This is a genomic window from Luteibacter sp. HAY1-4A (genome assembly GCF_056755355.1).
The window spans coordinates 14378-34203 of sequence record NZ_JBNDHZ010000045.1 but is presented as its reverse complement, the minus strand read 5'-3'; the positions used below and the strand labels follow the sequence as shown (position 1 = coordinate 34203).

13 protein-coding genes are annotated in these 19826 nt (G+C 65.2%); 7 read left to right on the top strand and 6 right to left on the bottom strand.

Annotated features, from left to right (window positions below; translation table 11 throughout):
• The 3 genes from ACPYOD_RS14880 to ACPYOD_RS14870 form a co-directional block, all read right to left on the bottom strand.
• A partial coding sequence (locus ACPYOD_RS14880) for a dipeptidase (protein ID WP_481302494.1) occupies positions 1-1338 on the bottom strand: 1338 nt, incomplete at its 3' end.
• A 111-nt stretch (positions 1339-1449) separates the two neighbouring features.
• On the bottom strand, positions 1450-4446 hold the full coding sequence (locus tag ACPYOD_RS14875) for a TonB-dependent receptor (RefSeq protein ID WP_481302493.1): 2997 nt from the start codon (positions 4444-4446) through the stop codon (positions 1450-1452).
• Between the two features lie 46 nt (positions 4447-4492).
• On the bottom strand, positions 4493-5953 hold the full coding sequence (locus ACPYOD_RS14870) for a transglutaminase-like domain-containing protein (protein WP_481302492.1): 1461 nt from the start codon (positions 5951-5953) through the stop codon (positions 4493-4495).
• 222 nt (positions 5954-6175) lie between these two features.
• Here ACPYOD_RS14870 and ACPYOD_RS14865 point away from each other — a divergent pair, with 222 nt between their 5' ends.
• Genes ACPYOD_RS14865 through ACPYOD_RS14835 form a run of 7 tightly spaced genes read left to right on the top strand, consistent with a single transcriptional unit; the run spans position 6176 to position 13830 of the window.
• Complete coding sequence (locus ACPYOD_RS14865; RefSeq protein WP_481302491.1) at positions 6176-7324, top strand: DUF819 family protein; 1149 nt, start codon at positions 6176-6178, stop codon at positions 7322-7324.
• Positions 7325-7344: 20 nt separating this feature from the next.
• Entirely contained in the window at positions 7345-8733 is a 1389-nt protein-coding gene (locus ACPYOD_RS14860; RefSeq protein ID WP_481302496.1) for a C40 family peptidase, read from the top strand.
• A gap of 22 nt (positions 8734-8755) precedes the next feature.
• The gene (locus ACPYOD_RS14855) at positions 8756-9847 is read left to right on the top strand and encodes a dipeptide epimerase (RefSeq protein ID WP_481302490.1); all 1092 of its coding nucleotides are present in this window, start codon (positions 8756-8758) and stop codon (positions 9845-9847) included.
• A 10-nt stretch (positions 9848-9857) separates the two neighbouring features.
• Positions 9858-10703: a MurR/RpiR family transcriptional regulator gene (locus ACPYOD_RS14850; protein WP_481302489.1), complete on the top strand. Its 846-nt coding sequence runs from the start codon at positions 9858-9860 to the stop codon at positions 10701-10703.
• Between the two features lie 12 nt (positions 10704-10715).
• Positions 10716-11477: a L,D-transpeptidase family protein gene (locus ACPYOD_RS14845; RefSeq protein WP_481302488.1), complete on the top strand. Its 762-nt coding sequence runs from the start codon at positions 10716-10718 to the stop codon at positions 11475-11477.
• A complete protein-coding gene (locus tag ACPYOD_RS14840) occupies positions 11474-12709 on the top strand; it encodes a dicarboxylate/amino acid:cation symporter (RefSeq protein ID WP_481302487.1) in 1236 nt (411 codons plus the stop codon). Before ACPYOD_RS14845 ends, ACPYOD_RS14840 begins: the two co-directional genes overlap by 4 nt.
• Positions 12706-13830, top strand: coding sequence for an NAD(P)/FAD-dependent oxidoreductase (locus tag ACPYOD_RS14835; RefSeq protein WP_481302486.1), 1125 nt, complete (start codon positions 12706-12708; stop codon positions 13828-13830). The genes ACPYOD_RS14840 and ACPYOD_RS14835 overlap by 4 nt, the downstream gene beginning before the upstream one ends.
• A gap of 121 nt (positions 13831-13951) precedes the next feature.
• On the opposite strand, the gene ACPYOD_RS14830 is transcribed toward ACPYOD_RS14835, so the two are convergent.
• The 3 genes from ACPYOD_RS14830 to sucC form a co-directional block, all read right to left on the bottom strand.
• A complete protein-coding gene (locus ACPYOD_RS14830; protein ID WP_481302485.1) occupies positions 13952-16960 on the bottom strand; it encodes a TonB-dependent receptor in 3009 nt (1002 codons plus the stop codon).
• Between the two features lie 642 nt (positions 16961-17602).
• Positions 17603-18475: a succinate--CoA ligase subunit alpha gene (gene sucD, locus ACPYOD_RS14825; RefSeq protein WP_413624189.1), complete on the bottom strand. Its 873-nt coding sequence runs from the start codon at positions 18473-18475 to the stop codon at positions 17603-17605.
• 14 nt (positions 18476-18489) lie between these two features.
• Positions 18490-19650 carry an ADP-forming succinate--CoA ligase subunit beta gene (sucC, locus tag ACPYOD_RS14820; protein WP_481302484.1) on the bottom strand — a complete coding sequence of 387 codons (1161 nt, stop codon included), beginning with the start codon at positions 19648-19650 and terminating at the stop codon, positions 18490-18492.
• Between the last annotated feature and the right edge of the window lie 176 nt (positions 19651-19826).

Below are 19826 nucleotides of genomic sequence, written 5' to 3'. Positions count from 1 at the left end.
GATCTTGAACAGCGTGCGGTTGTCGACCTTGCGCCCCGATCCGGCCGCCAGCGTGCCGGCGGTTCGCGTGTAGACGACTTTTCCGTCCGCGATGACGCCCACCGCGATGCCCGGGATGTCATAGCGGGCGATGGCTTCGTCCACCAACATGTCCAGCGACGCCGTCGCCGCGGCCTCGTCGGCGGCCCAGACGCGCAGCAAATTGCCGCTCCATATTTTCGCGATGTCGTCGTCGGAGAAACCGCGGCGCTTCAGGCCTGCGGTGACGTTGCGCGTCTCGGACGCATCCATCCAGCCGGTGATTTCGCCGCCGCCGTCGAAGTCGGAGGCGATACCGACGTGATCGATGCCGGCCACCTTCACCATGTGCTGGATGTGATCGAGGAAGTCGTCCAGCGTGGCCAGCGGATGCTCGCGCTGGATGGCCTTCATGCCCTCGATGTACGCCGGAAGGTAATCGTGCTTCTCGCTATCGTAGGACTTGTCACCCGCTTCATGCGCAACCCGGGATTGCAACGCCTTCTCGGCGGCTTCGCGGGCGGGGTCCTTCTTCAGGAACTCCTTGTACGCCACCGCCTGGATCACGCCGCCCTTTGCCGCGATGGCTTGCAAGAGGTCATCGGGGAGGTTGCGCGGGTGGTCGGTGATGGCGCGCGCCGAGGAATGGGACGCGATGATCGGGGCGGTGGACAGCGCCAGCACGTCGCGTACGCAGGCGTCCGACGCGTGCGACACGTCCACCATCATGCCCAGTGCATTGGCGCGACGGACCACCTGCCGGCCGAAATCGCTGAGGCCGAGGTTGCTGTCGGGCTTGTCGCCGAGATCCTTGTTCGGCAGTGAACTGCCGCAGAGGTCGTTGTTGCCGACGTGCGCCAGGCCCACATAGCGCGCTCCCCGCGCATAGGCCGCGTCGAGGCGCTTCAGGTCATGCCCGAGCGAATAGCTGTTCTCGATGCCGATCATCGCCGACAGGCGGCCTGCCGCCTTGTTGGCACGCACGTCGTCGGGCGTACGCGCCAGCCGGATCTGGTCGGGGTAGCGCTTCAGCATCAGGTCGATAGCGTCGTACTTGCGCGCCGCCTGCGCCACGGCCTTGGCGTACCCTGCCCGGGTGAGCGGGCCCTGTTCCACGTAGATGACGAAGAACGCCGCATCGAGCCCGCCGCGGCGCATCTTCGGCAGATCCACCTTGAGCGGGCCATCCTTGCCCGCGTCGAACTTCGGGTCCTGCATGTACGACAGGGGGATGTCGACGTGCGTGTCGAGGGTGAGCGGGTGGTCCTGTGCGTGCGCCGTTGCACAAAACAGCAGTGCCAACCCCAGCGCTCGTTTCATCCCATCCTCCTGGTCATTGTGTAGGAGCCGCCATGGCGGCGAGGGAAACGCACCTCACCGCATCACCGCTCCGTTGGCTTCTCGCCGCCATGGCGGCTCCTACAACGAGCTTCAGAAATCGATCGAGACGGTCAGCTGTCCGAAGCGCGGCGGCTGGAAGCGGATCGGTTGCAGGTACGTATTGCTGAAGCTGCCGATCGAGGTCTGCAGGTCCTGATCGACGCCCGTGGTGCGCTGCTGGTTCAGCAGGTTGTACACGGCGAACTTCACGCGGAGGTTGTTCTTCTCGTCCAGCGGCAGCAGGTAGGTGATGCTGGCGTTTAGGTTGAAGGTCCACGGCGTGCGCTTCGCGCCGCGCGACGACTCGACGTACACGCGATTCTCCGACACCGGATCGGAACAGTTCTCCACGCAGATGAAGTAGCTGTGATACGACGTCTTGTCGAACGGATTGCCCACGCCATAGGCGGTGATCGGGCTTCCGGAAAGCGCCGTCACGTCGGCACCCACCTGCCACTGGCTGTTGATCGCATAGGTACCGCGCAGCTTGAACTGGTGGCGGTGATCGTTCGGCAGGTAACCGCCGGACAGGTTCACCCACGGATCGTCGAAGTTCTCGGTGCGGCCGGTATCGTCGAAGTTCGTGTCGGAGTTCACCGGACCCTCGGCGTTGCCGCGGCTCCAGGAGAGCACGTACGACGCATTGAACATCCACTTCTCATCCCACGCGCGGTCTACCTGGAACTCCAGGGAACCGAACGTGCGGCGCGGCTTTTTCCAGCCGCGCTGGCCGAGGTAGTTGCCCGAGGCGTCGTAAAGCGCCCACCCCTGCTTCGCGGTGTCGATGGTGATGTAGCCATCAGGGGTACCGTCGCAGTTGGTGTCGCCATACACGGTAACGTTACGGCCCGGGTTGCCCATGACGTAACCGATGTAGCCGTCACCGCCGCATTGCGGCGTGGCACTGATCTCCATGTCGTCGATGGCGTCGTGCAGCTTGCGGTAGGTGCCGCTCACGCCCCACGACCACTTGTCCGTGATCATCTGCTGGAAGCCCAGGATGGCCTCATCCTGGTAGACGGGATCCATGTTCTTGTCCACTTCCGCGCGCAGGTCGCCGACGGTGCCGTTGCCCTGCGAGGTGTCCACCGCGCCGATCTGCTGGCCGAGGATGGGCACCGCGTACTGCGAGCCGTTGCGCTCCAGGAACTGGTAGCCCTCGAAGGTATAGAACGTGCGCTCGTCCAGCAGGCCGCCAGCCTGCTTGATGTTGATCACGTTGGCCACGGGCAGGTAGTAGCGGCCCAGGTTGCCGAAGATCTTCGTCCTGCCGTCGCCGTTCAGGTCCCAGGAAAAGCCCAGGCGCGGCGCGATCATGTTGTCGACCTTGATGTAGCTCTTGCCTTCGGCCGTCTTGTTGTCGAAGGAGTCGCTGCGCAGGCCCACGTTAAGCAGGAAGTCCGGCGTGATATTCCAGTTGTCCTCGACGTAGTACGCATTGTTCGAGGTCTCGAACGTACCGCCGATGTTGTAGCGGCGCTGACGCACGTACATGTCGTAGCCGGGCGGCATGACGCCATCGTTCTCGATGGTCGAACCCGGATCGGCATGCACGATGCTGTAGTAGTACGCGCCTGGGCCGGGATAATGGCGGTCGTATTGCGAGGTATCCACTTCGTGGTCGTAGCCGAAGCGCACGAGGTGGTCGCCAAGCGTCCACTCGAAGTCGGCGCGGCCCTGCTTGCGCGTGTCGTTGCGTTTTTCCACCATGGTGCTCGAGCTGCAGCCCAGCGGCACGTCCGGCGCGTCGGAGTTGTCGTCGATGCGTACCGGATTGCATTCGGCGTCGGCAAGGCCGCGCGTATAGGCTTCGCGCTCGTTGCGGCCATACATCAGCTTCATCGACAGGTTGTCGACGAGATAGCTGGTGAAGGTACCGTTCCAGTTCCTGCCGCCCGTATCGCTGGTGATGACGTCGTTCTTCGGCCCCTTGGTGTGCGTGGCGAAGTCGTAGGGATAGACAGAGCCTTCGTTCTTGTCCTTGTCCGAAAAGGCCATGAACTCGAGCAGGTTCTTGTCGTTGATGTGCCAGTCGATCTTCGCGCCCCAGAAACCGGAGTCGGTGTCGTTCTGGGTGAGGATCGTGCCCTGGTTGTCGGTGTTCTGCGGCGTGTACCCGCGCGCCTCGTACATCGCGAAGAAGAACAGCTTGTCCTTCACGATCGGACCCGACGCATACACATTCATCTTCGTGCGCGAGTAGTGGTCCTCGGACGAGGTGATATAGCGCTCGCCGTCCCAGTAGCGGTTCTTCGTGGTGGCTTGCCAGTCGCTCGGCTCGAAGGTCATCTCCGCGCCGGCCTTGAATTCGTTGGTGCCCGAGCGGGTGACGGCATTCACCACGCCGCCGGTGGTGCGGCCGAACTCCACCGAGTACCCGCCGGTCTTTACCTGGAACTCCTGGTAGAAGGCGAACGGCGCTTCGGAGAAGCCATTGCGGTTGTAGAAGTCGGTGACGTTGAGGCCGTTCACGTAGAACGAGTTTTCGGCCACGGAGGAACCGCCGAAGGAGATGCCGCCGAAACCGGCATTGCCCTTGTTCACGCCCGGCGCCAGCAAGGCCACGGCCTGCACGTTCTGGTCCACCGGCAGGCGGCGGATTTCCTCGCGGCTGACGTTCGTGGCGATTTCCGTGGAACTGACGTCCACCGCGTTGATCACCACCGGCGCGCTCACCTGCACACCCTCGAGCTGGGTCGTGCCGGTATTGCCACGCTCCACGAGGTTCACCGTGGTCGCATTGCCGAGGCTCACATTCACCTCGGTGGTGGTGCTCACCGGCTTGCCGTCCACGCTGCTGTCGAGCTGGTAATGACCGACCGGCAGGAACGGGAAGCGGAAATTGCCGTCCGCGTCGGCGGTTACCGTTCGGGTCAGGCCGGTGCCGGGATCGCGCACCGTGACGGTGGCCCCGGCCTTGGTCCGGCCGACGATCGAGCCGTCGGTATTCGCGCCGAAGGCGGCGCCGGAAACGGCGAGGCCGAGGCCGATCGCCATGCACAAGGCGCCGTGGCGCAATGCACGCCGGTTCGTCTTGATATCCCCCATCTCCCCACTCCCATAAGATGATGTTTCGGGTTGTCGTGCGGTGCCGTCAGTGCGTCGTGTCGCCGCCCCCGTCCGGCTTGTCGACACGATGCCAACGGAAGTCGTAATCCCACTGGTCGAAATACAGGTTGCCGCCCTTCCATTCGACTTCGCCGCGCTGCGAATCGACCGTTTCCGAGCGGAAGAAGGTCTTCGCCGGCACGAACGGCCGCGAGAAATCGTCGTTGAAGGCAATGCGATAGGCATCCAGGCCGCCGAGGTAGAACCACTCGAGCTTGTCGTCGCCCGGCTTTGCGTTCGCCCCGGCCGCCAGGCGGCCGAAGGTCACGTCCATCGGAACCCACCCATAGGGCGCAAGGTAGACCTGCCCCCAATCGTGGATGTTGTTGTACTTGCCGTCGGAGAAGATCCAGCCCGACTGCCAGCGCGCCGGGATGCCATTGAGGCGCAGCAGCGTGATCAGCAAGAGGGTCTGTTCGCCGCAGTCGCCGTGCCCGGCGTGCAGCGTGTAGTCGCCGATGTTGGAAATGGTCGAGTATTCGCGCGCACCCGCCCACGGAATGGTATCCACGGCGGCGAACAGTTTCTGGGCGATGCGGTAAGGGTTCGTTTCGTTCCCCACCGCCTGCTTCGAATAGGCGCGCATGGCATCGGTGAACACGATGTGCGGTGCCCGCTCCGCCACGAAGGGCGCCAGTTCGGGCGTGATCGGCGCACGCACGACCTTGTCCGGATCGATGTCGACGTAGCGGGCGTACAGAGTCAGCTCATAGGTGATGGAGAACTCGGTCGGCTTGCCCGCCACGGCCTTCTTTTCGAAGTATGCGGTGCGCTGCATGGTCGACTCCGGCGCCACCTTCGCGCCGGAAGGGTCGCTGGACACGAGACGGATATCTTCCTGTTGCCCCTTGATCGCCCGCGGATAGGGGATCCAGGCACGAACGGTCTCGCCGGCGGGCACGGCATCCGCCTTTACGGTGAGGATCTGCGTCACGCTCTCGCGCCGCGGCAGCACGCTGCTGGTGTGCTGCGCCAGCGCGGCTTCGCGAACCGCACGGTGATGGTCGTTGAGGACTTCGTTCGGGCCGTCGTCGAACGGCGTCTGCTCCCTGCGTCGCGCACGGGCCTCGGCGCTGATGCGGAAGAGATTGCCCGGGGAACGCTTGAAGTACAGGGTACGGCCGTCGATCACCTGCTTTTCGAGCAGCCCCGCGTCGTCCCACTTGGCGAACTCCGCGTCGGTGAGGTCGGGGATCTGTTTGCGCAGGCGAGTTTTCACCGCGTCGGCATCGAGGGTGAAGTCGATGAGGATGCGGCGCATGCGTTCGCGCTGGAATGCGAGGGCGTTGCGTTGGGTGGGCGTCAGGCCGGGCTGGGCCAGCGCCTTGGCGATGGCGGCCTCGGCATCCTTGAAGTGGCCGGCATCGATCTGTTTCGACGGAGCGTCGGCGATGGAGTCGGTTTCGACCAAGCCACCGCTCGCCTGCGCATTCGCGGGCGAAGCCATCGATAGCGTCGCCAACAGGCACGCCGCCAGCGCGGGTCGAATCGCGTTTCGTAGAGCCGCTTTCACCGTTCGGTATCCCCGATGCAACCGTGGTGGGTGGACGTGCTGTGATGGCTGTGTAACATGCTTGCAAAGCGCGGTCAATAATTTATGCTTCGGGCTACTTCGTTAGGAATAGATATTCCTGACGACCGTCGCGACACCACCCGGGGAGAGGGACGCGTGATCCAGTCGGTTTGGCCCTATCTGGCCGTGATGCTGCTTGCGGCGGGGTTCTGGCCGGCCATCGAACGTCGCTTCGGTTGGAAGGTGTTCGAGATCCTTCCTCCCATCGTCCTTACCTATCTGATGGTCACCGCGCTGTCGGTGGCCGGGTTCTGGACGGCTACGCCGGAGATCCACGAGGCGCAGCAGACGCTGGTGGCGCGGATGGTGCCCGCCCTGCTCTTCCTCCTGATGATCAACTGCGACCTGCGCGCCATCCTGGCCCTGGGACCGCGTGTGCTCGGCGTCTTCGTCTGCACGTCCATCAGCCTGTTCACCGCCTTCGTCGTCACCTTCCTCCTGTATCGCCACTGGATGCCCGGCAACGGATGGATGCCACTGGCATCGCTGTCGGGCAGCTGGATGGGCGGCACGGCGAACATGATCGCGGTGAAGCAGGCCATCGGCATGTCAGACACGTCGCTGGCGACGACCCTGCTCACCGACGCGCTCTGTTATTCCATGTGGGTGGTGGTGCTGTTCGCGGTGGCGCGGCTCGCGCCCGCCTTCAACCGCTGGACTCGCGCCACGTCGAGCGCCGACATGAGCGTGGCCGAAACCGTTGCCCGCGTGCCCGCCACCGGTGACAGCGTGCTGCTCTGGCTCGGCCTGGCGGTGTTGGTATCCACGCTCTCGGCGCTGCTCGGCGCGCGGATGCCGGTGGGCAGCATGGTGTCGCCCACGACGTGGACGATCCTGATCGCCACGGTGGCCGGGCTCGTCGCGGCGCATACGCGACTGGCGCGGCTACCGGGCGCGCAGTCCGTGTCGAGCGCCCTGCTGATCTGCGTGGTGGCGGTGCTGGCGTCGCAGAGCAGCTTCGCGGGCATCGCGGCCGCGCCGCTCTACCTGCTTGCCGGCGTCACCGTCATCGCCGTGCACGCCGTACTGTTGTGTATCGCCGCGCGTATCTTTCACTTCGACCTGTACCTTTGTGGAATTTCCTCACTCGCGCACATCGGTGGCGTCGCCGCCACGCCGGTACTGGCCGCCACGTATTCGCGGTCGCTGGTGCCGGTCGGCATCCTGCTTGCCCTGCTCGGTTATATCCTCGGGACCGGATTCGGTCTCGTCGTCGCCGCGGTGCTTTCGGCGCTGGCCTCCTGACAAGGTACCCCGCTATGAAGATGCTTCGCCCCACCCTCCTCGCGACGCTGCTCGCGCTGTCGTTCGGCAGCATGCCGGTCGCGGCGGCGGACATGCCCGTACCGCCCTCGGGTGTCATGGGCATCGCCGATGCCCAACTCACGCCCGACTACTGGGTGGCTCGCCTCGACGACGCCGACAAGCCGGTGCTCGATCGCGCCGCCATCGCGGCATTGAACGACCGCGTCGCCCGGCTCGACCCGTCGATGCACGACATCCGCCACCTTCCGGCCTCGCTGCCGCGCGACCAGGTGAAGGGCTGGATCGAGAAACTCACCAGCAAGCCGGGCAAACCGTTGTTCGACGTCGAAGGTAAACCGGTCACGGGGGCGACGATCGACGGTGTCATGGCGAACGCCGCACTCGACGCCATCCCCGCGCAGGTCGCCCCGCGCTACGGCATGGCGGTCCGCCGCAGCGCACTGCGCGGCTATCCCACCGACCTTCGTGTATTCAGCCACGCAGACGACACGGACATCGACCGCTTCCAGGAAAGCACCCTGTTCCCTGGCGACCCGCTAGTGACCGTGCACACGAGCAAGGACGGCAAATGGCTGTTCGTGGTGAGCCCACGCTATGCCGCGTGGCTGCACGCCGACGACGTGGCCTATGGCGACGCCGCGACCGTGTTCGCGCACGCCGACGCCACGCCTTACCGGGTAATCACCGGCGCCAAGCCGCTCACGGTATTCACGCCCGAGGCACCGGCCGTCTCCGAGTTGCAGCTGGACATGGGCACCCGTGTGCCCCTGGATACCACGTTGCCGCCGGACCAGCCGGTGAACGGACAGAGCCCCTATGCATCGTGGGTGCTTAGCCTGCCCGTGCGCGACGCGAACGGCAGCCTGTCGTTCCACCCGGCACTGCTGCAGAGAAACCAGGATTCGTCGCCGGACTACCTGCCGCTGACGCGTGCCAACATCGTGCGCCAGGCCTTCAAGTTCCTCGGCGAGCGCTACGGCTGGGGGCACGCGTACAACGGCCGCGATTGCAGCGGTTTCGTATCGGACGTGTACCGGAGCATGGGCGTGCAGATGCCGCGCAACACCCGCGACCAGAGCATCAGCCCCGGGCTCACGCACACGCTCTACACCGACAAGAATGGCCACGACGAGCGGCTGAAGGCAGCGATGGCGCTGGAAGTCGGCGACCTCGTCTACATCCCCGGCCACGTGATGATGGTTATCGGCAAGATCGACGGCCAGCCCTATGTCATTCATGACGTAGGCGGCATGAGCTACCGGCAGGCCGACGGCAGCCTTCGCCACGTGAAGCTCAACGAAGTGTCGGTCACGCCCCTCCTGCCGATGATGTCCAGCCATGACAAGACCTTCGTCGACATCATGACCAGCATCGTCCGCATCCGCTGATCACCTTGCCCAACGAGGCTCCATGAAAATCACCGATATCCGCTTCGGCATGCTGCGTGTGCCGCTGAAGACCCCGTTCAAGACGGCGCTGCGCACCGTGGACAAGGTCGAAGACATCGTGGTGATGGTGCACACCGACGACGGACGCGTGGGCTACGGCGAGGCCCCGGCCACCGCGGTCATCACCGGCGACACCCACGGCTCCATCGTGGACGCCATCCGCCATTACATCGCGCCGCGGCTCATCGGCCAGGACGTCGCCGACCTCAACCGCATCACCAAGCTGGTGCAGGGTGCGATGGAGAAGAACACCAGCGCCAAGGCGGCGGTGGAAATCGCCGTCTACGATCTCTGGGGCCAGCTCTACAACGCGCCCCTATACAAGCTGCTTGGTGGCGGCGACCCGGTGATCACCACCGACATCACCATCAGCGTGGATTACATCGACAAGATGGTGGCGGACTCGGTAGCGGCCGTGGAGCGCGGCTTCGAGTCGCTCAAGATCAAGGTGGGCAAGGACATCGGTGTGGACATCGAGCGCGTGCGCGCCATCTATGCCGCCGTGGAAGACCGGGCCCTGCTCCGCCTCGACGCCAACCAGGGCTGGACGGCGAAGGAAGCCGTGTATGCGCTGCATGCGCTGGAAGACGCGGGCGTGCGGCTGGAACTGGTGGAGCAGCCGGTGAAGGCACGCGACCTCGAAGGCATGCGCTACGTCACCGAACGGGTGCACACGCCGATCATGGCCGACGAAAGCGTGTTCGGCCCGGCCGAGGTGATGGACCTCATCCGCATGCGCGCCGCCGACATCATCAACATCAAGCTCATGAAGACCGGCGGCATCTCCAACGCCATCCGCATCGCGGATATAGCCGGGCTATACGGTATCGAATGCATGATCGGTTGCATGCTCGAATCCAGCATCAGCGTGGCGGCGGCAGTGCACGTGGCGGTGGCGAAGTCCGACGTCATCACGAAGGTCGACCTGGACGGTCCCTCCCTCAGCGCCTACGACCCGGTGGATGGCGGGGTGAACTTCAACGAATCCGAGATATCCATCAGCGAGGCCCCTGGCCTCGGCATCCGCGAAATCCGCGGGCTCGAACCCCTCTGAAGGACACGACATGTCGCCGCTGGTGAAGATCCGTTCCGAGCGCGACCGCATGTCGGCGGTGGAGCGGCGCATTGCCGATTTCATCCTCGAGAATGCCCAGTTGCTGCGCGACTATTCCTCGCAGCAACTGGCCAGCGCGCTGGGCATCAGCCAGTCCAGCGTCGTGAAGTTCACGCAGAAACTCGGCTTCCGTGGCTATCCGGACCTGAAGTATTCCGTGGGCGAAACCATCGGCCGCACCGGGGACGAGGACGGCGATACCGCGCCGCGGGCGGAGCGTCAGGACGACGATTCGCTGGGTGCCACATTGTGGCAGCGCAAGTCGCGTGCGGAAGAAGCCACGCGCCTCATCAACGATCCCGCCACCCTGCGCGAGCTGGTGAACGCGCTGGACGCGGCTGGCAAGGTCTTCCTCATCGGCGTGGGTGAAGACGAATTGCACGCCCGGGGGTTCGCCGCGCGCCTTTCGCTTCTTGGCATCGTCGCCGTCCGTCACGTGGATGTAGGCCGCATGGCCGCGCAGGTGGCCATGTCCGCGCCCGGCGACCTCCTCATCGTGTTCTCCGAGCACGGCAAGCATCCGGCCCTCGTGAAGGTGGCGCGCTATTTCCGCGAGCATCGCGGCCGGGTGGCGACCGTTACGCGGCACACCTCCAATCCGCTGCGCGCGCTCTCCGACATCGCACTGGCGGTGGCCGCGCACGACGACGCATCCTACGTACAGTCGCTGATCTACCAGTCCACCGTGCAACAGCTGCTCGACACCGTGTTCGTGCACCTGTGCGAGGGCGACGAAGCCCGCCATGCCCGCCTGGTGGAAAACCTCGACCGCATCCACCAGATGCTCGAACCCTGACAGGAACGCGCCATGCCGTCGCCCAGCCTCCTTCCCCGCCTCGCCGGACTCCTTGCCTTCGCCGCCACCATGCCGTCGGCCGCGTTCGAGACGCCCGCCGCATGGTCCGTGTCGCGGCAGATGATCGTGGTGACGACCGACGGCTGGGACACCGACCACGGCACCTTGCGCACATACGTTCGTGAAGGCACGCACTGGAAACAGGAGGGCGCCGCCACCGACGTGACGATCGGCAAGCGCGGAAGCGCATGGGGTATCGGGCTCAACCCTCCGGAACACGACGGACCGCTGAAGAAGGAAGGCGACGGCCGCAGTCCCGCGGGCGTGTTCCGCGTGGGCCCCGCGTTCGGCTATGCGGAGACCAATCCTACCGCCATGCCCTATCGCGGCCTGAAGGAATCGGACTACTGCGTGGACGTGGACAGCTCGCCGTACTACAACCGCATCGTCGACGCCGACCAGGTGGGCGAGAGCGCCATTGCCGGTGCCACGGAACCGATGCGCCGCGACCTGCACTTCGACGGCGACCGGGCCTACCGCATCGGCTTCGTGATCGAACACAATTCTGAAGGCCGCAAGGGCGCGGGCAGTTGCATCTTCGCCCACCTGTGGAAGTCGCCCACGTCACCCACCGTGGGCTGTACCGCCATGACCGACAGCACCATGGAGCGTCTGCTCGGCTGGCTCGATCCCAGCAAGAAGCCTGTCTTCGTGCTGCTTCCCAAGACCGAATACGCGCGCCTGCGCGAAGCCTGGAACCTGCCGGCCCCATGACCGCCACCCAACGCATCCTGCTCGGCCTGGCGCTGGGCGCAGCCGCCGGCATCGCCCTCGCCCACTGGACACCGGAAGCCGCCATTCGCGTGGCCGACGCGGTGCAACCGCTCGGCAAGCTCTGGCTCAGCGCGCTACAGATGACCGTGGTGCCGCTGGTGCTTTCGCTCGTCGTGGTCGGCGCGAACACCGCGACCGATGCCGCGGCGTCCGGACGCATCGCTCGGCGTGCCATCGTGGTGTTCCTCGTGCTGCTCGCGCTCGGCGCCGCCGTCGCGGCCGTGACCGCGCCCGAACTGTTCCTGCTGTTCCCACGCAGCGAATCCCTGCGTGCCGCCCTCGGCGCGGCCACCGGACAGCTGGCCACCACCGCGCCTATCGGCTGGTCGGACTGGCTCGCCGGCATCGTTCCCACCAACGCGATCATGGCCGCGGCGCAAAGCGCCATGCTGCCGCTGGTGGTTTTCGCGATGTTCCTCGGCTTTGCGCTCACCCGCATCGCCCCGGAGCGGCGCGCGCTTGCCGTGGAGTTCTTCCGCGCCATCGCCGACGCGATGATCGTCGTCGTACGCTGGGTGCTGCTGGTCGCGCCGTTCGGGGTGTTCGCCCTGATCCTTTCCGTATGCGCCCGCGCCGGGCTGCACATGCTCGGTGCGCTAGGTGTCTACGTGCTGGTGGAGTGCATCGTGTACATCATCGTCACCGCGCTGATGCTCGTGGTGGCGCGGATCTGGGGACGTGAACCCTTCGTACGCTTCGCCTCGGCGATAGCGCCGGCGCAGGTCGTGGCGGCCAGCACGCAGTCCTCGCTCGCGTCGCTGCCGGCGATGATCGAGAGCGCCGACCGGCGGCTCGGCTATCCCACCGCCGTCACGTCGCTGGTACTGCCGATGGCCGTGTCCCTGTTCCGCCTCACCAGCCCGGTGCAGTACATCGTCTCGTCCTGCTTCATCGCATGGGCGCTCGGCATCGACCTCGGGACAGCGCAACTGGCCGCGGGGGCCGCGCTCGCGGTGGTGATCAGCCTCGGCTCCGTGGGACTCCCGGGCCAGGTCACCTTCATCGCGACCAACGTACCCGTCGCGCAAGCGATGGGGCTGCCCATCGGGCCGCTCGGCCTGATGCTGGCGGTGGACACGCTTCCCGACACCCTCGCCACGCTGGGCAACGTCACCGCCGATCTCGCGGCCACCAGCGTCGTCGCGGCGCAATCATCCAAGGACAAGGCATGAGCACGAAGCAACTGGACGTCATCGTTGTCGGCGCCGGTATCGCCGGCGCATCGGTGGCGTGGTTCCTGGCCCCCCACGCGCGGGTGGCGTTGCTGGAGCGAGAACCGTTCGCCGGCTTCCACACCACCGGCCGCTCCGCGGCCCACTTCAGCGAAAGCTACGGCTCACCCCAGGTTCGGGCCCTCAGCCGCGCAACGCGTCCCTTCCTGGAACGGCCGCCGGCGGGCTTCGCAACCCATCCCATCCTGCATCGGCGCGGCGCACTGGTCATCGGCAGTGCCGAGCAGGCGGAACGCGTGCGTGCGGAGTACGAAGCGGTGCGGCAGTACACGCCGTCGCTTTCCCTGCTGACCGGCTCGGATGTGCGGGAGCGCGTGCCCGTCCTCCGTCCGGAAGCGGCGCAAGTCGCCTTCTTCGAGCCTGACTCCGCCGATATCGACGTCAACGAACTGCACCAGGGATTCCTGCGCGGCGCGAAGGCCAACGGGGTGATGCTGCAAGTCGACACCGACGTGCGGTCGATCCAGCGCGAAAGCGGCTTTTGGGTAATCAACGAGACGTGGCGCGCACCTGTCGTCGTGAATGCCGCAGGTGCCTGGGCGGATATCCTCGCAGGCATGGCCGGCGTGACGCCGATCGGACTGGAACCGCGACGCCGTTCCGCCTTCACCTTCGCACCGCCGGAAGGCCTCGCCATCGAGTCATGGCCGTTCGTGGTGGATATCGACGAGACCTTTTACTTCAAGCCCGACGCGGGCCTCCTGCTGGGATCGGCGGCAAATGCCGATCCCACGCATCCGCACGACGTGCAGCCCGAGGAATACGACGTCGCGCTCGGCATCAATCGCATCGAGGAAGCCACCACGATGACGATCCGCCGCCCCACGCGCACATGGGCCGGACTACGCAGCTTCGTCGCCGACGGCGATCTGGTGGGAGGCTTCGCGCCCGATGCCGAAGGCTTCTTCTGGCTGGCGGCACAGGGCGGCTACGGCATCCAGACGAGCGCGGCCATGGCGGAGGCTTGCGCCTCGATGATCCTGGGGCGGCCGATGCCGTGGCATCTGGTGGACCAGGGCATCACGGCGGAGATGCTTAGCCCTGCACGGCTGCACCCATGACGCTGTGGGAGCCGCTTCAGCGGCGATCCCGCGGCAGCGGGCCGGTGTGCGGCAAGCACCCATCGCCGCTGAAGCGGCTCCCACACAAAACAATCGCCTGCCCGGCGGGCGCTCGACGCAGTCAGAAATCGTACGAAACGCTCAGCCGACCATAGCGCGGCTCCTGCCGTGCCGTGATCACGCCATATGCCGGTTCGGGCAGGCCGGGGCCTGCTTCGGAGTATGGGTACTTCTGCAACGCGCGCCGCTCGTTCAGCAGGTTGAACACATTCGCGTTGAAAGCCAGCTTCCCGTCGCCGAACGACGGCCGCCAGGTCACACCGAGGTCGATCTGGCGGATCCAGGGCAACCGCCCCTGTTCACCCGGCGGAGACGGCAGGCCGTCGCAATAGTGGTAGTTCCCTGAGTACCCCGCAGGGTCCGAGCGCTCCGGCCCGTAATACCCAAGGCAATGCCGCGGAGTACCCGACACCAGGCTGACGTTCGCCGACGCCAGCCACTCCGGTGCGATCTGCCAGTAGCCGAACACCTTGAGCTGGTGCGTGTGATCGTTGCTCTGCGGCCCATTGGTGTGTTCCATGATCTCCGCGTTGTCCCAGTCTTCGCTGGTGGACGCGGCCGTCTGGTTGAGGTCCGAGCGGAGCTGTCCTTCCGTGTTGCCATAGCTGCGCGAGAAGACATAGGTGGCACGCGCGTACCAGCTGCCGTCGAACGGATGCTCCAACAACAGTTCCAGGCTGTAGTACTTGCGCTTCAGCCCCTGGAAACCCAGTTCCTTGTTCGTCACCGGTACCTCGACGTGGTTGCCCGCGGTGTCGAGCAGCGTGAAGGTATTCGCCTGGCCCGGGTTGAACAGGTAGCAGCTATTCACCTGATTGGTGTCGATGTCCAGCCCCTGCGCTTGCCCCTTCGCGACGATGCGGTCGATGTCGCAGTAATCGTCGATGGCGTTGCGCAGCTTGCGATACGTGAGCTTGGCACCGTAGACCCAATCGCTGCCGAAGGTCTTCGTGAAGCCCAGGATGTACTCGTCCTGGTTCTCCGCCTTCATACCCTTCGCGGCAACCGTCTTCGGATCGGGCAACTGGCCGAAGTAATTGTTCGACGACACCGGAACACCCGGCGCGATCGCCGTCAACCCAGTGGGCTGACCGTCGGTGGCTATACCGGTGTACGTGAAGTACTGCGACGTGGAAAGCGCGCCGCCTGCCGCATTGAGCGCGGGGTTGAGCGGCAGGCCCAGGTAGTAGCGCCCCGCGTTGCCGTACACCTTGAACGTGGAGTCGCCGTTCACGTCCCAGCTGAAACCAAGTCGCGGTGCCCATTGCGGCGAGGTCTGTTTGATATACACCTCGCTGTCCGCGTTGTAGTTGGTGAACTGATCGTTGCGCAGGCCAAGCGTAACCAACCAGCGATCGGTGACCTGCCATGCGTCCTCGATGTACTGCGCCCGCTGGCTCGAACGCACCGTGGCAAGACTGGACGACACGCCACGCACGACGTAATAGCCCTGCTCGCCACCCGGATAGTTGCCGGGCGCGTCCACGCCAAGCCCCGTGGAGATGGGCAGATTGGGCGACCCTTGGCCGTAGGTCCAGATATAGCCGGGGCCGGAGCTCGACGTACCCTGGTCACGCGCACGCGCCTGCTGGTTGTCGATGCCGGCGGTGATGGTGTGGTCGCCCAGCGTGTAGTGGATATCGAAACGCGTGTTCGTCGTCTCGTTGCCGCGATTCGGATTCGCCAGGGAAGCCACCGTCTGCCCGTTGTCGCGAGCCACGCCACCCGTATAGGCGGGGTTCTGGAAATCCTGTCCCGCGATGTACACCGCGTCGGCATTGTAACCGGAGGGCACGACGTAATTCGTGGTGCGCATCTTGCCGTATTGCGCGCTGATGGTGAGGTTGTCGGTGAGGTATCCGGTGTACTTCGCCGTATAGACATCCCCTCCGAACTTTTCGTTGTTGGCGCCCGACAACCGTTCGCCCTTCCGGCGATCCGCGTAGTCGTAATCGTAGACAGTACCGGAGCGCTCGGACTTGTCGGAGGCGCCGGTCAGTTCAAGGATGTTGGCGTCGTTGATGTTCCAGTCCAGCTTCGCGTACCAGCGGGGCAATTGGTAACGGTACGAACGGTCCGGCGACTGCGGCAGCGTCACGTTGCTCACCGTGTCGCCCGTCTGCCGCTCCACCTCGGCCGCGGCGAAGAGGAAGAGCTTGTCCTTGATGAGCGGGCCGCCGGCATACAGGCTCGCCGTCGTCGACGTCACCGTGTTGGCGCTGTTGGGAGCGTAGAGATTGCCGGCCTTCGGCTGCGGCGGAAGGCCGTTGGTGTAGTAGCTGTCCTTCTCTCGCGCACGCAGCCCGTTCGGCTCCCAGATCAGCTGCGCACCGGCATGCCATTCGTTCGTGCCGCGCTTGCCCACGACGTTGATGACGCCGCCATCGGAGCGTCCGTATTGCGCGCTATAGCCTCCCGTGTACACCTCCTGCTGCTCGATGGCCCCATAGGGCAACGAGATGCCACCGAACCCGCGAAGCGGATCGGTCGTGTTGAACCCGTTGACGTAGTAGGCGTTCTCGCTTGCCGCCGAGCCTCCGAAGGAGACGAGCGAATTGCCCGTGGCGCTGGTATAGCTGCCGCTGTTGTTCACGGCACCGGGCGCCAGCAGGGCAATGGCTTCCGAATTGCGCGCGAGGGGCAGCCTCGCGAGCTGCTGCGAGGTGACGACGGTGCGCGAGTCGACCGTGGACACATCGATGGCGGGCAACGCATTCGCCGAGACGCTCACTCCGCCCAGGTCCTGCACGGACTGCTGTACGAACGAGACTTCCACACCGGAACCCACGCGCAACGCCACATTCTCCCGGCTCTGCACCGGCGCGCCGGCGTGGATCACCGACACCGTATACGTACCCAGCGGAAGCTGAGCCACCGAGTAGCGGCCGCGCGCGTCGATCGGCACGTCGCGTGTGAGACCCGTGTCGTTCACCACGCGAACGACGTCGCCTTCGCTAGCCTGTACCTGCCCATAGATGGAACCTGTGGTGGACTGCGCCAGCACGGCCCCTGAAAACGCGGAAAACACCGCGACGGCCAGCAACGACCGCTGCAACGACAACATGTTCATGGAAACCCTTGATCGTGGAAGAAGGGCAAGCCCCGTCCGCATCGCCTTCCCCTTGCGAGGGCGATGGGTCGATCGCAGCGGCTTGCCGGTGCACAGGCGCGAGCGCCCGTTACGCCTGCGAGGCGTTGATGGATAAGAACGAAATCAGGAAGGCGCGCCGTATCCGGCGCAGCCGCACAGCGCTAGCGCCGCTGGATCAGCGGCAACAACAACATCGCACGGCGGCGAGACGCACACGCGTGGAATGGGGATTAACGAGTTCAGGGTGACGCATTGACGACCCCTCGTTTTTTGCTGCGGTGCGCAACCGTAACATGGGTCGATATAGCCATGTCAAGCGTTTGGACGTCTAGATGGCTTGGAACTCATACGCGGCCCATGGCGATGTGCTCGCTTCACGCGCAACCGCACTCTCCGGAGAGGTGGCGGGCTGTGCCCCTCCGGGCGAGTTCGGTCGCTTGCGACCGCATGTTTGAGCCCGGAGGGGCGCAGCCCGGCGCCTCCCATGAAGCGCCACGGCCTGCGAGCCAATCGCGATGGCGAAGCCGAGCCCGCAGAGAAGGCCATGAGAGCCAGCGAACAGCCAAAAAAAAGCCGCGGCCCAAAGGCCGCGGCTTTCCCATACACCGAGGTGCGCGAGGCTTACTTCATCAGGCCCGCAAGGGTCTTGCCGAGGTCGGCCGGGGACTTGACCGTGGTCACGCCCGCCTTCTCGAGCGCAGCGAACTTCGCTGCTGCCGTGCCCTTGCCGCCGGAGATGATGGCGCCGGCGTGGCCCATGCGCTTGCCCGGAGGGGCGGACGCACCGGCGATGAACGACACCACCGGCTTCTTCACGTACTGGCCGATGAACTCGGCCGCGTCTTCCTCGGCGCTGCCGCCGATCTCGCCGACCATGATGATGCCTTCGGTCTGCGGATCGTCCTGGAACAGCTTCAGGCAGTCGATGAAGTTCAGGCCGTTGATCGGGTCGCCGCCGATGCCGATGCAGGTGGACTGGCCCAGGCCCTCGTTCGTGGTCTGGAACACCGCTTCATACGTAAGCGTGCCCGAGCGCGAGACGATGCCGACCTTGCCCGGCTTGTGGATGTGGCCCGGCATGATGCCGATCTTGCACTCGCCCGGGGTGATGACGCCGGGGCAGTTCGGGCCGACGAGCACGACCTCCGGATGCGACTTCAGCACGTTCTTCACGCGCATCATGTCGAGCACCGGAATGCCTTCCGTGATGGCCACGATGACCTTGATGCCGCCAGCGATGGCTTCGAGGATCGAATCGGCCGCGAACGGCGGCGGCACGAAGATCACCGAGGCATCGGCGCCGGTCTGGTCGACGGCGTCGCGCACGGTGTTGAAGACCGGCAGGCCGATGTGCTCGGAACCGCCCTTGCCGGGGGTGACGCCACCGACGATCTTGGTGCCGTAGTCGATCGCCTGTTCGGCGTGGAAGGTGCCCTGCTGTCCGGTGAAGCCCTGGACGAGGACCTTGGTGTTCTTGTTGATCAGGACGCTCATGTTGCTTTCGCTCCTCAGGCCGCTGCGGCCACGGCCTTCTGGGCCGCATCGTTGAGATCGTCGGCCGGCGTGATCGCCAGGCCCGAGTTGGCCAGCAGTTCGCGGCCCTTCTCGACATTGGTGCCCTGCAGGCGCACGACCACCGGAATCTTCAGGCCCACTTCCTTCACGGCCGCGATGATGCCTTCGGCGATCAGGTCGCAACGCACGATGCCGCCGAAGATGTTGACCAGGATGGCCTTTACTTTGTCGGACGAGAGGATGAGCTTGAACGCCTCGGTGACGCGTTCCTTGGTGGCGCCGCCGCCGACGTCGAGGAAGTTGGCCGGCTCGCCGCCTGCCAGCTTGATCACGTCCATGGTGGCCATCGCGAGACCGGCGCCGTTGACCATGCAGCCGATCGTGCCGTCCATCGTGACGTAGTTGAGGTTGTGCTGGACGGCGGCCGCTTCGGCGGCGTCTTCCTGCGTGAGGTCGCGCATGGCGGCGAGGTCCGCATGACGGAACTCGGCGTTGTCGTCGGAATTCACCTTGCCGTCGAGGGCGGCGAGGTTGCCGTCGGCGAGGATCGCCAGCGGGTTCAGCTCGACCAGCGAGAGGTCCTTCTCGTTGAACAGCTTGTACAGGCCAAGCATGATCTTGACGAGCTGGTTCACCTGCTTCGGATTCAGGTCCATCTTGAACCCGAGGTCGTGGCACTGGTACGGCTGCAGGCCTTCCACGTAATCCACCACGATGGTGTGGATGTCTTCCGGGGTGTCGTGTGCCACCTGCTCGATGTCGACGCCGCCGTGCTTCGAGGCGATGAACGAGATCGACTTGGTGTCGCGATCGGTGAGGATCGACAGGTAGAGTTCCTTCGCGATGTCGGTCGCGTCGGTGACCAGGACCAGGTTCACCGGCAGCGCGCGGCCGGCCGACTGGTAGGTTTCCATGTTCGTGCCGAGCATGCCCTTGGCGGCGGCGCGAACGTCGTCCAGGCTGCGGCAGAACTTGACGCCACCGGCCTTGCCGCGGCCGCCTGCGTGGATCTGGGCCTTCACCATCCACTGCGTGCCGCCGAGGTGCTTGGCGACATCGACGGCGGCGTCGGGAGAGTTGGCAATCTTGCCCGGCGGCACGGCGATGCCGTACTTGGCGAACAGTTCTTTAGCCTGGTACTCGTGGAAATTCATTCGATACCTCGAGCGAACGGGAGAAACGTGTGAAAGCGCGCCGGCCGTGAGGCCTGCACGGGGAGGGGGGAACGATTGCGAGCTGTTTCACGCAATACGGCCGCGTATTTTCCCGCAAGGCGCCCCGGATGGAAAGGGGCGCCCCGCCCATCCGGCCACGCATGGTGCGACGGAGT

Excerpts from the sequence above, each read along its gene's own strand:
- ACPYOD_RS14875 (WP_481302493.1), bottom strand. The coding sequence starts at position 4,446 with ATGGGGGATATCAAGACGAACCGGCGTGCATTGCGCCACGGCGCCTTG.
- ACPYOD_RS14870 (WP_481302492.1), bottom strand. The coding sequence starts at position 5,953 with ATGGCTTCGCCCGCGAATGCGCAGGCGAGCGGTGGCTTGGTCGAAACC.
- ACPYOD_RS14860 (WP_481302496.1), top strand. The coding sequence starts at position 7,345 with ATGCTTCGCCCCACCCTCCTCGCGACGCTGCTCGCGCTGTCGTTCGGC.
- ACPYOD_RS14855 (WP_481302490.1), top strand. The coding sequence starts at position 8,756 with ATGAAAATCACCGATATCCGCTTCGGCATGCTGCGTGTGCCGCTGAAG.
- ACPYOD_RS14850 (WP_481302489.1), top strand. The coding sequence starts at position 9,858 with ATGTCGCCGCTGGTGAAGATCCGTTCCGAGCGCGACCGCATGTCGGCG.
- ACPYOD_RS14845 (WP_481302488.1), top strand. The coding sequence starts at position 10,716 with ATGCCGTCGCCCAGCCTCCTTCCCCGCCTCGCCGGACTCCTTGCCTTC.
- ACPYOD_RS14840 (WP_481302487.1), top strand. The coding sequence starts at position 11,474 with ATGACCGCCACCCAACGCATCCTGCTCGGCCTGGCGCTGGGCGCAGCC.
- ACPYOD_RS14835 (WP_481302486.1), top strand. The coding sequence starts at position 12,706 with ATGAGCACGAAGCAACTGGACGTCATCGTTGTCGGCGCCGGTATCGCC.
- ACPYOD_RS14830 (WP_481302485.1), bottom strand. The coding sequence starts at position 16,960 with ATGAACATGTTGTCGTTGCAGCGGTCGTTGCTGGCCGTCGCGGTGTTT.
- sucD (WP_413624189.1), bottom strand. The coding sequence starts at position 18,475 with ATGAGCGTCCTGATCAACAAGAACACCAAGGTCCTCGTCCAGGGCTTC.
- sucC (WP_481302484.1), bottom strand. The coding sequence starts at position 19,650 with ATGAATTTCCACGAGTACCAGGCTAAAGAACTGTTCGCCAAGTACGGC.